General features: G+C 60.2%; 12 protein-coding genes and 1 pseudogene. 5 read left to right on the top strand and 8 right to left on the bottom strand.

Going from position 1 to position 15,236, the window contains the following annotated elements:
* Nucleotides 1-62: 62 nt before the first annotated feature.
* From QMY55_RS18440 to QMY55_RS18425, 4 genes are all read right to left on the bottom strand, one after another.
* The gene (locus QMY55_RS18440) at nt 63-2,318 is read right to left on the bottom strand and encodes a RelA/SpoT family protein (protein WP_283485600.1); all 2,256 of its coding nucleotides are present in this window, start codon (nt 2,316-2,318) and stop codon (nt 63-65) included.
* Between the two features lie 104 nt (nt 2,319-2,422).
* Nucleotides 2,423-2,626: a DNA-directed RNA polymerase subunit omega gene (gene rpoZ / locus QMY55_RS18435; RefSeq protein ID WP_283485599.1), complete on the bottom strand. Its 204-nt coding sequence runs from the start codon at nt 2,624-2,626 to the stop codon at nt 2,423-2,425.
* 18 nt (nt 2,627-2,644) lie between these two features.
* Nucleotides 2,645-3,274, bottom strand: coding sequence for a guanylate kinase (gene gmk / locus QMY55_RS18430; protein ID WP_283489010.1), 630 nt, complete (start codon nt 3,272-3,274; stop codon nt 2,645-2,647).
* Between the two features lie 62 nt (nt 3,275-3,336).
* Nucleotides 3,337-4,230, bottom strand: a complete 894-nt coding sequence (locus QMY55_RS18425; RefSeq protein ID WP_283485598.1) for a YicC/YloC family endoribonuclease — start codon at nt 4,228-4,230, stop codon at nt 3,337-3,339.
* A gap of 89 nt (nt 4,231-4,319) precedes the next feature.
* Here QMY55_RS18425 and QMY55_RS18420 point away from each other — a divergent pair, with 89 nt between their 5' ends.
* The 4 genes from QMY55_RS18420 (at nt 4,320) to hemW (ending at nt 8,390) form a co-directional block, all read left to right on the top strand.
* Nucleotides 4,320-5,354: a serine/threonine protein kinase gene (locus QMY55_RS18420; RefSeq protein WP_283485597.1), complete on the top strand. Its 1,035-nt coding sequence runs from the start codon at nt 4,320-4,322 to the stop codon at nt 5,352-5,354.
* Complete coding sequence (locus QMY55_RS18415; RefSeq protein WP_283485596.1) at nt 5,351-6,256, top strand: PP2C family protein-serine/threonine phosphatase; 906 nt, start codon at nt 5,351-5,353, stop codon at nt 6,254-6,256. The genes QMY55_RS18420 and QMY55_RS18415 overlap by 4 nt, the downstream gene beginning before the upstream one ends.
* A gap of 105 nt (nt 6,257-6,361) precedes the next feature.
* Nucleotides 6,362-6,961 (top strand): non-canonical purine NTP pyrophosphatase, encoded by a 600-nt coding sequence (locus QMY55_RS18410; protein ID WP_283485595.1) that lies wholly within the window; start codon nt 6,362-6,364, stop codon nt 6,959-6,961.
* Between the two features lie 190 nt (nt 6,962-7,151).
* Nucleotides 7,152-8,390, top strand: a complete 1,239-nt coding sequence (gene hemW, locus QMY55_RS18405; RefSeq protein ID WP_283485594.1) for a radical SAM family heme chaperone HemW — start codon at nt 7,152-7,154, stop codon at nt 8,388-8,390.
* Between the two features lie 122 nt (nt 8,391-8,512).
* Here the strand turns inward: hemW and QMY55_RS18400 are convergent, their stop codons facing one another.
* The 4 genes and pseudogenes from QMY55_RS18400 to QMY55_RS18385 all read right to left on the bottom strand — a co-directional run bounded on the left by QMY55_RS18400 (nt 8,513) and on the right by QMY55_RS18385 (nt 12,622).
* The gene (locus tag QMY55_RS18400; protein ID WP_283485593.1) at nt 8,513-8,908 is read right to left on the bottom strand and encodes an I78 family peptidase inhibitor; all 396 of its coding nucleotides are present in this window, start codon (nt 8,906-8,908) and stop codon (nt 8,513-8,515) included.
* Between the two features lie 167 nt (nt 8,909-9,075).
* On the bottom strand, nt 9,076-10,257 hold the full coding sequence (locus tag QMY55_RS18395) for an SPOR domain-containing protein (protein ID WP_283485592.1): 1,182 nt from the start codon (nt 10,255-10,257) through the stop codon (nt 9,076-9,078).
* 109 nt (nt 10,258-10,366) lie between these two features.
* Nucleotides 10,367-10,597 (bottom strand): annotated as a pseudogene (locus tag QMY55_RS18390) (fumarylacetoacetase); the annotation flags it as partial.
* Between the two features lie 186 nt (nt 10,598-10,783).
* Entirely contained in the window at nt 10,784-12,622 is a 1,839-nt protein-coding gene (locus QMY55_RS18385; RefSeq protein ID WP_283485591.1) for an alpha/beta fold hydrolase, read from the bottom strand.
* Between the two features lie 355 nt (nt 12,623-12,977).
* Here QMY55_RS18385 and QMY55_RS18380 point away from each other — a divergent pair, with 355 nt between their 5' ends.
* Nucleotides 12,978-15,203 carry a hypothetical protein gene (locus QMY55_RS18380; RefSeq protein WP_283485590.1) on the top strand — a complete coding sequence of 742 codons (2,226 nt, stop codon included), beginning with the start codon at nt 12,978-12,980 and terminating at the stop codon, nt 15,201-15,203.
* Nucleotides 15,204-15,236 lie beyond the last annotated feature (33 nt).

The following is a 15,236-nucleotide window of genomic DNA, read 5'->3' as shown; positions in this document are numbered from 1 at the left end:
GAGTGCCAGCCTGTGGGAAGAAGCCGGCAGCTTGCAACAAATTACAGCCGGGTGCCAATGCTTCAGGCGATGACGCGGCCCGCGCGCACCACGGAATGCAGGCGTCGCAGATTGCGCAGCGCATTTTCCAGCTGCACATTGTTGTGCACCGAGATCACAAAGCGCAGGTCCGTGGTTCCCACGGCAACCTCGTCGGTCATCTCGACGCGCACGATGTCCGCCTCGGCATTGGCCAGTTCGGCAGCCACGCGGGCCAGAACGCCCTTGTTGTTCTGCACGGTGACCACGATGCCCGCCTCGAAGACGCGGGTAATGTCATCGGCCCAGTCCACGGTGATGAAGCGGTCCGCGTCTTTTTCGCGCAGCTTGATGGCGTTGTGGCATTGGGCATGGTGCACGACCAGGCCCTGGCCGCCGAGGTAGCCCAGAATCGGGTCACCAGGCACGGGGCGGCAGCAGTGCGAGTAATGGACCGAACTGCTCTCGTCGCCATTGAGCGTGACTGCGCCCTGGAAGGGCCGGTTGTCGGTGTTGAAGCGCTCCTGCGTGATCAGCAGTGCATCGGGGCGCACGCCTTGCCGGGCCATGAAGGTGGTCATGCGGGCGGCGACCAGAGATGCAATGCGGCGCCCCATGCCGATATCGACCATGAGATCGGCCGGCGCACGGTTGCCGGTGGTGCGCAGAATCTCTTCCCAGACGGGCTTGTTGGCATCGTCCTGGGGCGGAATGGCATCGATGCCCTCGGCGCGCAGTGCCTGGGCCAGCAGGGTTTCGCCCAGCTGTCCTGCTTCGCTCTGTGCAGCGTTCTTGAGGAAGGAGCGAATCTTGGAGCGTGCCCGGCCCGTCTTGACAAAGCTCAGCCAGGCGGGGTTCGGTGTGGAAGACTCGGAGGTGATGATCTGCACCACATCGCCGCTCTTGAGCTCGGTGCGCAGCGGCACTTCTTCGTCGTTAATCTTGGCGGCCGTGGTGCGGTTGCCGATCTTGCTGTGGATGGCATAGGCAAAGTCCACCACGGTGGCACCGCGCGGCATGGCCATGATCTCGCTCTTGGGTGTGAACACATAGACCGCGTCGGGGAAGAGATCCACCTTGACATGGTCCCAGAACTCGGCGGCATCGCGGGTTTCGTTCTGGATGTCGAGCAGCGATTGCAGCCACTGGGTGGACAGGTGCTCGGAGTCATGGCCTTGCTGGGCCTTGTACAGCCAGTGGGCTGCCACGCCTGCCTCGGCCACGATGTTCATCTCTTCCGTGCGGATCTGGAACTCGATGCTGACGCTGGACGGACCGACCAGCGTGGTATGCAGCGACTGGTAGCCATTGCTCTTGGCTATGGCGATGTAATCCTTGAAGCGGCCCGGCATGGGCTTGTACTTCTGATGCAGCACACCCAGGGCCGTATAGCAGTCCAGCACCTTGGGAACCATGATGCGAAAGCCGTAAATGTCCGTGACCTTGGCAAAGCTCAGCTGGTTCTTCTGCATGCGCAGATACAGCGAATACAGAGTGCTCTCACGCCCCAGCAGGCGGGCAGGCAGGCCCTGCTTGGTGAATTCGGCGTTGACTTCATCCTGCACGCGCTGCACCAGATCGCGGCGGCGTGTGCGCGAGCGGCCGATGGCCTTTTCCAACGTGGCATAGCGCCAGGGGTGCAGATGCTTGAACGACAGGTCCTGCAGCTCGCGATAGGTCTGGTTCAGACCCAGGCGGTGGGCAATGGGCGCATAGATTTCCAGTGTCTCGGACGAGATGCGTCCCCACTTGCTGCGCGGCATGTCGCTCATGGTGCGCATATTGTGGGTACGGTCGGCCAGCTTGATGAGAATGACGCGCACATCGCGCGCCATGGCCAGCAGCATCTTGCGGAAGGACTCGGCCTGGCTTTCCTCGCGGGTATTGAACTGCAGCTTGTCCAGTTTGGTCAGTCCGTCGACCAGCTCGGCCACGTCCTGACCAAAGCGTTCTTCCAGATCGGCCTTGGTGATGCCGCAGTCCTCCATGGAGTCGTGCAGCAGGGCGGCCATCAGGGCTGGCGCATCCAGCTTCCAGTTGGCACAGATGCCGGTTACGGCAATGGGATGGGTGATGTAAGGGTCACCGCTGCTGCGCCACTGATCGGAATGGGCATGATCGGCATAGATATAAGCTTGGCGAACCCGTTCCTGGCTGTCGGCATCGAGATAGCCGAGATGCTCCATCAAACCCGCAAATGCAGCCGCAGACACGCTGCCTGCCTGCTCAGCAGACATGCGCTGAGGCTTGGCCGGTGCCGGGGTTGGGGAAGCAATCGTCGAGTTCTGGGCCGCTGTCATATGCCCTAAATGTAGCCTGCAAGTCGTTAGTGCAAGTTAATGGCAACAAAAAAGCACCGACTCGCGGTGCTTAATTGTGCGTTTTGGTGCTGCGATGCAACAGCTTAGCCGGGCACCTTCTTCAGCATTTCCAGGCCCACCTTGGAATCTGCGATTTCGCGCAAAGCGGTGACGCCGGCCTTGTTCTTGGTCTCAATCTTGGGTGTGTGACCCTGGTTGAGCATACGGGCGCGGTAAGTAGCGGCCAAAACGAGCTGGAAGCGATTGGGGATTTGCTCCAGGCAATCTTCAACGGTAATGCGTGCCATCAGGAACTCCGGGAACGGTCAGTTGGATTCAGGGATGTTGAGCGACTCGAAGGTGTCGGCGCGAAGGCGCCGCTGGGCCGCATATTTGAGACGTTGCGCATGAATGATCGCTTTCAGATCGAAAAGCGCACTCTCAAACAATTCATTGATTATAACGAAGTCGAATTTCGCGACTTGCGCCATTTCCTCAGCCGCGTTTTTCAGACGCAGTTCGATCACTTCCGGTGCATCTTCGCCGCGGTTTTCCAGGCGCGCGCGCAGCTCATCCCAGCTGGGGGGCAGGATGAAGATCAGAACCGCGTTGGGAAAGGCCTGCTTGACCTGCAGAGCGCCCTGGTAGTCGATTTCGAGCAGCACATCGGTGCCGCTCTTGATGCGCTCTTCCAGGGATTTCTTGGCCGTGCCGTAGCGGCGGCTGTGCACATTGGCCCATTCGACAAAGCCGCTGTTGGCGACCATGGCGTCGAATTCGGCGTCCGAGACGAAGTAGTACTCGCGGCCATGCTTTTCCTGGCCACGCGGCGCGCGCGTGGTGTGGGAGACGGAGGGGTAGACGCGTGCGTCGAACTCACGCAGCGCGCGCACCAGAGAGGATTTGCCAGCGCCACTGGGCGCCGACACGACAAATAGATTTCCGGGATGGTCCATGACTTGGGGCATGAATTGGGGCATGGATCTGAGCGCAAGAGGGGATTGCGCCCAGGGTTGGCTTACTCGATGTTCTGCACCTGTTCGCGCATCTGCTCGATCAGTACCTTCATGTCGACGCTGATGCGGGTCAGCTCCAGCGTGGCAGATTTGGAGCCCAGCGTGTTGGCTTCGCGGTGCAGTTCCTGAATCAGGAAGTCCAGGCGCTTGCCGATGTCGCCGCCTTTCTTCAGCAGGCGCTCGATCTCGTCGAGGTGCGAGCCCAGGCGGGTCACTTCTTCTGCGACGTCGATGCGGATGGCGAAAGCCGTGGCTTCGGCCAGGGCGCGGTCCTGCGCCGCTTCCGGGGCGACCGAACCTTCACCCAGAGCCATGGCTTCCTTCCAGCGCTCCAGGAATTTCAGGCGCTGCTGCTCAACAAGCTGGGGCACCAGCGGTGTGGCAGTCTTGGCCAGCTCGCGCAGCTGCTGGATGCGGTCCAGCAGCATGGCCGAAAGGCGCTCGCCTTCACGGGCACGGGCGGCCAGCAGATCGGTGACGGCCTGTTCGGCCAGGGGCGGGACGATCTCGCTCCAGTCCGTGCTGCTGGCGCTGGTGCCATTGCACAGGCGCAGCACATCGGCCACGGAAAGCTCGCGAGCCTTGGGCAGCCAGGCCTGGATGGAGTCCTGCAGGCTCACCAGCCGTTGCAACTGGGGCGCGGACGGTGTGGGCAGGGATTGGTTGTCGGTGACGTCAATGGCGGCACGCACTTCCACCTTGCCGCGCTTGAGGCGCGCGGTGAGCAAGGTACGCAGGGCCGGTTCAAGGGCACGCAGTTCGTCGGGAAGGCGGAAGGACAGATCCAGAAAGCGGCTGTTGACCGCGCGGATCTCAAGGCCCAGACGGCTGCTGGATTGAGGCTCTTGACCACCCTCAACGGATGCGCTGTGCTGGGCACTGGCGTATCCGGTCATGCTGTAAACTGGCATTGGACTTTTGATGGATGCTTGCAATTTCCCGATTATCCGGGTTTCGAATCATCCTTGAGGTTTACCGGTAAAAAATGTCTACAAAAATCAAGCCCGCGCCCTTGCCGCCTGGCAGCACGATAGGCGGATACCGGGTGGTTCGCAGGATTTCTTCGGGGGGGTTCGGAATTGTCTACTTGGCCTTGGACTCCGAGGGCAAGCAGGTGGCAATCAAGGAATACCTTCCGGCCTCGCTAGCCACCCGTGCGCCCAACGAGCTGCAGCCCGCGGTTGTGCCGGAAAAACTGTCCCTCTATCGCCTGGGGCTCAAGAGCTTTTTCGAGGAAGGCCGTTCGCTGGCCCAGATTTCGCACGCCTCCGTGGTGAGCGTGCTGAATTTCTTCCGCGAAAACGAGACCGTCTACATGGTCATGAACTATCTGGAGGGGGCGACCCTGCAGGAGTTCATCGTCACGGCGCGCGAGCTCAAGGCCGACAAGGTGTTCCGCGAATCGACCATTCGCTCGCTGTTCGACGAGGTGCTGCGCGGCCTGCGCATCGTGCACCAGCACAAGATGCTGCACCTCGATATCAAGCCCGCCAACATCTTCATCACCAATGACGACAAGGCCGTGCTGATCGATTTCGGTGCGGCCCGCGAAGTGCTGTCCAAGGAAGGCAACTTCATCCGGCCCATGTACACGCCCGGCTTTGCCGCGCCCGAGATGTACAGGCGTGATTCGCAGCTGGGCCCCTGGACCGATATCTACGCCATCGGCGCCTGTATCTATGCCTGCATGCAGGGTGTGCCGCCCAACGAGGCGCCGCAGCGCCAGGAAAAAGACCGCCTGTCGGTGGCGCTGGGCAAATTGCGCGGCGTGTATTCGGACAATCTGATCGAGGTGGTCGAGTGGTGCATGGCCATGGACCCGCTGTCGCGCCCGCAGTCTGTGTTTGCCCTGCAAAAAGAGCTCAGCCGCGAGGGAGAGCGGCGCTACACCAAGCTCAAGGTGCAGGAGCGCATGCGCATGCAGTTTGACTCCATGGTGCATGACGCCAAGAAGAATCTGCAGAAATTCGGTGGTTCGGAAAGAGGCGCAGTGCCTGACAGCAGCAAACGCAAACTATGAAATTTTCCGTATTCCAGTTGAGCCGTCGCGGGGGGCGTGCGCTCAATGAAGATCGCATGGGTTACTGCTACACGCGCGAATCCGCGCTGTTTGTGCTGGCTGACGGCATGGGCGGGCATCCCGACGGGGAGATTGCCGCTCAGATCGCGCTGCAGGTGGTGTCCGTGCATTTCCAGAAGATGGCCAAGCCCACGCTGGAGGATCCTCGCGCTTTTCTGGAAGAGGCTTTGCTGCAGGCGCATCGGCAGATCCTGCGCTATGCCAGCATCAAAGGCATGATAGATACACCGCGCACCACACTGGTGGCAGCCGTGGTGCAGGACGGCCATGCCTATTGGGCACATTGCGGGGATTCCCGCCTGTACTGGGTGCGCGACGGCCAGATGATGGAGCGTACGCGCGACCATTCCTACAGCGAAATGCGCAAGGTTTCGGGTCTGGTCACGCAGTCCAATCGCAATGTGCTGTTTACCTGCCTGGGCTCACCCTCCAAGCCCATCTATGACGTGAGCGAAGCCAAGCGTCTGGAGCAGGGCGACCAGATTCTGCTGTGCTCGGATGGCCTGTGGAGCAGTGTGCCCAATGCGGAGCTGCTGCACATCATGCGTGGCAAGCCTGTTGCGCAACTGGTGCCGCAGCTTGTCGATACGGCGCTGCGCCGCGCGGGCGACGGCAGCGACAACGTGACTGTGCTGGCGCTGGAGTGGGAGACGCCCAATGTCTTCGAGCCCTCATCCATCTCCACGCAGGAGATTGCCGACCAGGGTTTTGAATCCACGATACAGATGGGGCCGCTCGAAGCATGCGAGGATGAACTGGATGATGAGGCCATCGAGCGGTCGATTGCCGAGATCAACGAAGCGATACGCCGCTCTGCAGAGCGGCAAAAGACACGCCTCTGAGCCTTTCGCAGGCCCAGCTCAGGTTGCTTGGCAGCCTGTATGTTTGTTTACTACTGAATCCATAGCGTATGACGCAGGTGCCAAAAGCGCTTGCGTGGTTTTATTATGAAAATTGTGTTGGCCTCCAACAACCGCGGCAAGCTCCTAGAGCTGCAAGCCATGTTCGCTCCTCTGGGTGTGGAGCTGATTCGCCAGGGTGATCTGTTCGAGGGCGAAGCGCCCGAGCCCTATGGCACGTTTGTGGAAAATGCCTTGTCCAAGGCGCGCTTTGCGGCAGAGAAGACGGGACTGCCCGCCATCGCGGACGACGCTGGCATGTGCGTGGACCACTTTGGCGGCCTGCCCGGTGTGGATACCGCTTACTACTGCACGCAGTTTGGCTACGAAAAAAGCGACGACAACAATGTGCGCGCCTTGCTGGAGCAGATGCAGGGCGTGGAGAATCGCCGTGCCGCCATGGTCAGCACTCTGGTGGGCGTGCGCTCGCCCAAGGACCCCGAGCCGCTGATCGCCGTGGGCCGTGTGCAGGCCTTGCTGACCACCGAGCGCCGTGGCAGCAATGGCTTCGGCTTTGATCCGGTGCTGCTGATTCCTGAACTGGGCATGACCTTTGCAGAGATGACGCCCGAGCTCAAGCATGCGCACAGCCATCGCGGTCGTTCTTCGCGCGCCATGATCGAGATGGTGAAAGAGCGATGGCTGTAGCCCCCTGAGGCGCTTTGCCTAGGCGGCCCCGCGCCTTCCCCTTGCCGGGCGCCCCCTTTCTCTACGCGCCGCGCGCTATGGAAGGGACAATGCCCTCGCTGCGGGGCGGCCCTTGGGTATCTCCGACCTGGGGCCGTGCTAGTTTTGGCAACATCGGTTTTTGCCGAGCTAGAGAAAAGTACATCCTCCCATGATCCCCATTCAGCCTCAATCCGAGACGGCCGAAGCTGCGGTGCAGCGCGATATTCAGCACTATATGCGTCCCGGTACGCTGCAGCTGGGCAGCCTGCCGCCGCTGTCCCTGTATGTTCACCTGCCCTGGTGCCTCAAGAAATGCCCGTATTGCGATTTCAATTCGCATGGCTGGAGCAAGGCAGAGGCCTTGCCGGAAGACCGTTACATCGATGCGCTGATGGCCGATCTGGAAAGCGCGCTGCCGCTGATCTGGGGGCGCACGGTGCACAGCGTATTCATGGGTGGTGGCACGCCCAGCCTGTTTTCGCCGCAAGCCATAGACAAGCTGATTGCCGGCCTGCGCGCGCGTCTGCGCATGGAGCCGGACTGCGAAATCACCATGGAGGCCAACCCCGGCACTTTCGAGAAAGACCGCTTCAAGGCCTTTCGTGCGGCCGGTGTCAATCGCCTGTCCATTGGCGTGCAGAGCTTTGATGACCGCTATCTGCAGGCCGTGGGCCGCGTGCACGATGCCGCTCAGGCAAAGGCGGCGGTCCGTGAGGCGGCCGACAATTTCGAGACCTTCAACATCGACCTGATGTACGCGCTGCCCGGTCAGACTCTGCTGGACCTGCAGCGCGACGTGGATACGGCGCTGTCATTTGCGCCGCCACATCTGTCGATCTATCACCTGACCATCGAGCCCAACACCTATTTCGCCAAGTATCCACCCGTGGTGCCCGAGGACGATACGGCTTACGAGATGCTGGACCTGATCACCGCCAGCACCCAGAAGGTGGGCATGCAGCGTTATGAGGTATCGGCCTATGCCAGGGAAGGCCATCAGTGCTTTCACAACAGCAACTACTGGCAGTTTGGCGACTACCTGGGCATTGGCGCGGGTGCGCACAGCAAGCTGAGCTTTGCCCACCGCATCGTGCGCCAGGTGCGCTTTCGGGATCCGGCCCGCTATATGGACATGGCGCTGGCTGGCACGCCGCTGGCCCAGGACAACGAAATCAAGCGCGCCGAACTGCCTTTCGAATACATGCTCAATGCGCTGCGCCTGCGCGGCGGCTTTGCGCTGCAGGAGTTCATAGAGCGTACGGGCTTGCCCATGTCGGCGATTGCCAAGGGGCTGGATGAGGCCCAGAGCAAGGGCCTGATCACCCGCGACCTGGGCCGCGTGGTGCCCACCGAGCGCGGCTTTGACTTTCTCAGCGATCTGCAGGAGATATTCCTGAGCACCCCCTGAGCGGCTTTGCCTAGGCGGCCCCACCGCTTCCCCCTTGAAGGGGGACAATGCCTTCGCGGCGGGGCGGCCCTTGCTCGGCCTCTCTGGCACGGAGAGCGCCGGTTTTGGGTGCATGGCCGATGTCAGCCGCAGCGCAGAGCGGTAATCTTGCCCGCCTCGTTGGCAATGACGTTCAGGCGCTCCTGGTCGAACTCCATGGTGGTGGGCTGGTTCTCGCCCAGCACGCGCACGCTGTAGGCGCCGGCCTTTTTGCGGATCATCTCCAGCGTGGAAGGCATGGTGTTGTGGCCTATGTAGAGCTGCACTGGCTTGGCATTGCAGACCTGCAACTGGTGCGGCGGCACAGGAGTGGCAGGCGCAACTGAGCTTGCCGGACTGCCTGTGATCAGGCTGCCACCGGCCGTGGCGGGCGTACCGGGGCGGACAGCCGCATCATTGCTGGCGCAACCAGCGGCCAGCAAAACCAGGGCTGCTGCACCGCAGCAGAGCTGAAAACGTGGGGTTTTGAGTCTTGTCATGTGGCACACGATAGCGGGTCTCCAGGGGCTTGTTTTCAAGGTGAGCATGCAAAGTGCAAACAGCTGCAACGCGCTATGGGATTTGTAGCTGACAGCGCTGGTATTTATGGTGATTTAAGCCATCTTATTGTTGAGATCTCCATGCAGCATGCGCAAGCTGCTTCTGTTTAAGGAGCGCTCTTGTTCTCCTCGGCTTGAAACAGTCCGGGTTCCAGGCCTGCGGTCTTGAGCTTGCGCGCGGCTTTTTCCGCGCGTTTGCGGCTGTCGAAGGGGCCGCTGCGCAGGCGGGTGACTTCGCCTTTGTTGCTGGACAGGGTCTGGCTCAGCACCGGCAGCCGCGCTTTTTCGAGCAGGGACAGGGCCTGCTTGGCCTCCGTCTGATTCGAGAAGGCACCGAGGTTCAGATAGAACTTGCCGGGCTGCAGATCGCTGGCAGGCTGGCTTGCTGCAGCGGTTTCGGCATGGGCAGGCATGGCTGTCGGAGCTGCCGGTTCGGATGCGGGTGGTGCAGCGACTGTCGGGGCAGGTTCTGGCGTGGCAGGCACTGTCTGTGCGGCGGCCGCTTGGGGCACGGGCTCGGCAGCAGGCTTGGCTGCGGGTGTGGTGGACTGGATTTTTGCCATGTCGATGGGGGCGACTGGCTCGGAAATCATCGCCGGCTCGGTCTGCCTTGCGGGCAGCAGAGCCAGACCTGCGCCAGCCGCAGCAGCCAGCGGCAGGGCCAGCACCAGCAGTGCGGCCAGCTTTTGCTGCGTGGGGGCTGCTTGCGCCTGCAAGCGGGTGTGAACCTCGGCCATGTTGGGCGCAGCGCTGATGGCTTGCAGGGTTTGCTGGCGCACCTTGCGCCAGTACCAGCCATTGCCCAGCAGCCCAGGCACGGCCAGGGCGGCCAGCCACAGCGCCACGCCCGCGCCCAGCGCCATGGCGGCAGGCAAAGCGGGGCGCAGACCAAACCACCAGAGCAGCGCCACGGCGGTAATGGCGGCCAGGTATTTGGCCGCTTCTGTCCACAGGCCGCGCAGGCAGCACCAGGCCAGGGTGAAAAAGGCGGCGGCCATATTCCAGCTGGGCAGGCTGCGGTCCAGTGCATCGAAGCGCTTGAACTGGGCCAGGTAATAGGCTTGGGCACGCGGGCCTATGCGGCTGGCATAGAGCTGGGGAAGAAGGCCGGTGTCCTCCGACTCGGGCGCCTGATCCAGGCTGTGCTGCAGCGAGTACTGAGCCGCCGCAAAAGCACCGGCAATCGAGGCGGGCAGAGGGCTGCGGCCGGTCGCGTGCAGCGACGGTTCCTGGCGTGGAGCAGCAGCGGTTTTGGGGGCGGGCGTGGAGGTGTCCGAAGCGACTGGCATGGCGGCCATTGTGTCATGACGTTACTTGCCGCAAGCCCGCATCAAACCGGCAGATACGGCATAGAAAAACCGGCCGGCTGCCGGCAGGCGGGTTGCGATGCGCCGATCTGGCCTGGCGTGCGGGGAGCACGGTGGCGCGGCATTCGCCAAAGCCTATGCAGGCTGCGCCGGGCTTCTCGCACCAGCCGGTAAAAACCACGGCATCGCCGTCGAGCAGGACGGTGCTGCTTCCGCCATTGGGCAGGGTCAGCGGCTTTTTGTCGCCTTCAGTGATTTCCAGCAGCGCACCGGCTTCGGCCTCCGTGGGGCCGGACAGCGTGCCCGTGCCCAGCAGGTCGCCGGAAGGGGGGACGGCAAGGCTGGCCCATGACCCGGGCGTCGCCGCGTTTCGCGGTTTCGAGCAAAGCTTCAGCCGGCAGTGACTTTTTTGAATGTAGATTCCCGTGGGATGGATTGGCATGAAAAAGGCTGCGAACCTGGGTCTGCAGCCTTTGAAGTGATCCTGAGCCAGGATGAGGCTTATGTCTCAGTGAGATGCAGCACTGTTTGCTCCGCGCAGGCGCTCAATCAGTCTGCGTGCCAGTTCGGGGTCCTCGAAATTAGAGGCTTCCTCGTCTGAGTCGTCCGTCCGAGGGCTGGCTTTGCTCTGGCCTGCGGTAGTTTTGGCTGCACCGGTTGCCGGCTTGTCCAGGGTCATCGGCTTGCCTTCGCAGGTGGTCATGCGATTGACAGGTGCCTGGCCCAGCAGGTAGCGCATGACGGTCAGATCCACACACTCGGTTCCATAGAATTGCAGGCCGTGGCTGCCTTCGTTTTTGACATACACCATGCTGGTTGCGGGCAACTGATTGAAGGTTTCCATGGCTCCGCTCAAAGGCGTGGGTACGTCATATTGGCTCTGAACCATCATTAGCTTGGCTGCTTTTAAGTCATTCATGGCGGGCTTGGTGAATGCCGCATTGCGCTTCCAGTAAAGGCAGGGTTGGCCTGCGATACGGTTGCGCCCAATGGGCAAAGCACGGGCCAGCTCAAACCCCGTGTCGATCCAAAATACGGGGTCTTTATTGGAAATGGCTTCATCGTTGCATACGACTGTATCGAATACGTAGTCACTCACAGGGAAGGGCCTGGGTGTATACCAATAATCAGGATTTTGAAGGCTGTTTATTTCTGAAACTATGTTTTTTATGAGACTTGATTTTTGGTTATCAACTTCTTCATCTCCGGTTTCTATGACCATGTTTTGCATATTTTTTGATATTGAATCTAGGTCTAGATTATTTTTCAAGCCATCACTACTTACTTTTAGCAGCTTTGTTGTTGCGAGTGCTAGTGCAATATTGTATGGCTCTGCTCTGAATTGAATTTGTACTAATATCTTTTTGGTGATTGGGTGAAAATTGGCTAGATTTTCAACGATTTCCTGTCTGCTGCTACCTAGCTCAAAGGCATCATTGTGCCTGGCTGCATAAGGCACAATAAAATTATTAAAGGTGTGATTTCTTCCCTGCTCGTAGCTGATTCCTGCTTGGTGAATGCTTTGGCTGAAATTCATATTGCTATCCAGAACCATGGGGCCAACTTGATCGGGGAAAATACCCGCATACCAGAAACCAAGCCATGTGCCATAAGATGTACCGTAATAATGCATTTTTTTGTCACCCAGCAAGTGACGCATCAAATCCATATCTCGGGCAGTGGCATCAGTGTTGATATAGTCGGAAACAGGATTTTTCTGACAATTGATGGCAGTGTATTTGGCTATTTCAGTAATTCTCTTGATATTTTCAGAATTCCCACCAGCTGCTGTGTCGTCAGTGGGGTAAACAAGCTGATTGCCTGCGCATGAAATATTGGTGCTGGCACCTACGCCTCTGGGGGAGAATCCGATGAAGTTAAAATTTTCACTGATTTCTCTGTACATTGAACCAATGGGTTTTTGGGGGTTCCCAATGGAAAGTGCTAAAGAAAATTCTAGTGAATCTGTAAATCCATCCCCTCCAGGGCCACCAGGGTTGAAAAATAAATGAGGTTTTTTGTCGGAACTTTCCGCAGCGCGAACCTGCATCATTGAAATTTTTACTCTTAAATCATCAGGCTTGCTGTAATTCAATGGTGCATCGATATCTGCGCACTGCAGCCGGTCACCAAGTTTGGTAATGTATTTTTTTCCATCGGAATCTGAATATTTTGAAAAATATGCATCGCAGCTTCCCCAGTTGATTTTCTGATTCTTGTAGGCGGTCAATGGGTCTTTGGGCTCGGGCGGTGGGCTGTTGTCTGCAGATCCCCCACCACCGCCTCCACATCCTGAAATGAAAGCACCCATGAGGGTTGAGATAAGAAGATGGTTTTTGAATTTCATTTTTGGCTCCCTAATGATTGAGTTTTACGGCGAAGAATGGCATGGAAGCATGTACTCGATGCGCTGTCTGTTCAATCACTGGTTTCAGGTATTTTTTTTGACATATTGAATGGCCTGATTTGTGATTGCAAAGGCACGGGGAAACCTCTGAAATGGCCAGCGCAGGTAATTGAAGCTGCGATCGCTTGCATTGAGCCGAAGAGGCTGAAAACGTAAAAAATGTTCCCGAAAAGGCTCCTGCGAATCAAGTCCGTCAAAAATTCGCGCGACTTGGAAAGTGTTGGCTCAATGACTTTTAAACTCTCATGTTTTGATAGCGTAGTGGGCAAGCACAGCCTTAGGAGTTTGAGTTTTCATGGAGCAGAGTTACGAGTGGCAGTTTTTCCGCGCCGGCGATGTGGATCAGGTGGTGATCCGTACCGGCCAGGACATTGCCCATATCGGCGAGTTGGATAAAAAGCTCTGGGTGGCCTTGGCCTGCCCGACCCGAGGAATCGAGTTCGACAGCGCAACGCTGGATCTGATCGATGTCAGCAAGGATGGACGCATCCGCCCGCCAGAGCTGGTGGCCGCCTGCGAATGGGCGGTGGCACGGGTGAAGGATCCGCAGGTGCTGGCTGACGGTGGCGATGTGCTGCAGCTGTCCAGCATCAATGACGCCAGTGAAGAGGGTTTGATGCTGCTGGGCGAAGCCCGGCGCGTGCTGGCCATCGCCGGCCAAAGCGATGCCAGCTCCATCACGCTGGCCCAGGTACAGGAGCGGCTGGCATCGCTGCAGGCGCTGCGTTTTAACGGCGATGGCGTGATTTCCGCCGCCACGGCGCAGGACAACGAAGCGTTGGCCGCACTGATCGCCCGCATTCAGGATGCCTATGGCAGCGTGGATGGCTGCGATGGCGTGGCCGGTATCGACCGCGCCCGTGCCGAGGCATTCTTTGCCGATGCCCGTGCGCTGCAGGCCTGGTTTGCCCAGGCCGCCGAGCTGGGCTGCCAGCTCACGCCCCGCGCTCAGGCGCTGGCTGCAGCCGAGGCCGTGAATGCCGTGCAGGCCAAGGTCGATGACTTCTTTGCCCGCACGGGTCTGGTGGAGTTCGATCCCCGCGCCCAGGCGCCGCTGAACCCTACGGAAGAGGGTTATGCCGCGCTGGGGGCACAGGTGCTGAGCAATGGCTCGGACAGCATTGCCGCCCTGCCTCTGGCCTCGGTGACGGGCGAGCGCGTGCTGCCCCTGGTGCAGGGCGTCAACCCCGCCTGGGCCGCAGCTTTGCAGACCCTGCGCGAGCAGGCCGTGCAACCCGTGTTCGGCGAAGCGCTGACAGAGCTGACGCAGGAGCAGTGGGACCAGCTCAAGAGCACCTTGAGCCAGTGCCAGGCATGGCTGGCCGCCTGCCCTGCAACACCGCTGGGCAGCCTGCCCGAGTCCGAGGTGCAGGCCTTGTTGGCCAGCGGCGCGGAAGCCGATCTGCTGGCGCTGCTGGACCAGGATGAGGCCGAGAAAGAGCATAGCGAGCAGGCCATGGCGCTGGAAAAACTGATTCGCCTGCAGCGCGATCTGCTGGAGCTGCTCAACAACTTCGTCTCCTTCTCGCGCTTTTACCGCCGTGAAGGGGCGGCTTTCCAGGCCGGTACGCTGTTCCTGGACGGCCGCAGCTGCGATCTGACCGTGGAAGTGGCCGACGCTGCCGCGCATTCGGCGCTGGCAGCCATGGCCAAGACCTATCTGGCCTATTGCGAATGCAAGCGCGAGGGCGAGAAGAAAACCATTGTGGCGGCCTTCACGGCCGGCGATGTGGACTTTCTCTTCGTGGGCCGCAACGGTGTGTTCTATGACCGTGAGGGCAACGACTGGGATGCCACCATCGTCAAGCTCATAGACAACCCCACCAGTATCGGCCAGGCCTTCTTCTCGCCCTACAAGAAGTTCCTGCGCATGATCGAGGAGCAGGTGGCCAAGCATGCGGCGGCCAAGAGCGATCTGGTCAACACCAATCTGGGTGACAGCGCCGCCAAGCTGGCCACGGCCCCCAAGGAGCTGGCGCCCGCAGCTGCACCGCGCAAGACCGATGTGGGCACGGTGGCCGCCATAGGCGTGGCCCTGGGTTCGCTGAGTGCGGTGATCGTGGGTATTTTTGGCAAGTTCATCGAACTGGGCCCGTGGATTCCCATGGCCATTCTGGGCATCGTCCTGGCCATCTCGGGGCCCAGCATGATGATTGCCTGGCTCAAGCTGCGCCAGCGCAGCCTGGGGCCGATTCTGGATGCCAGCGGCTGGGCCATCAACGGCCGCATGAACATCAATCTGGGCCTGGGCCGCAGTCTGTCGCAGACGGGCAAGGTGCCGCTGAATGCCAAGCGCAACCTGGCCGACCCGTTTGCCGACTCGCACAAGCTGCGCAACAGCCTGTGGCTGCTGGCCGTCGTGGCGCTAGCGCTGCTGCTGGCCTGGCGCTTGCACTGGCTGGATACCGTGCTGCCCGCAAAGTGGCAGCCCAAGCCTGCAGCCACGGCCGCCGAAGCCACAGCGCCACAAGCGCCAGCTTTGCCTGCCAGCCCCGAGGCGGGTGGCGCAGCAGCTCAGTAAGGTAAACAGGCCAGCCGCCCGCCGCTGAAATCG

The sequence above is a fragment of the Comamonas resistens genome (assembly GCF_030064165.1).
GTDB classification, from domain to species: domain Bacteria; phylum Pseudomonadota; class Gammaproteobacteria; order Burkholderiales; family Burkholderiaceae_C; genus Comamonas; species Comamonas resistens.
Note: the sequence above shows the minus strand (reverse complement) of the source record. Positions and strands in the feature narration are given on the sequence as shown.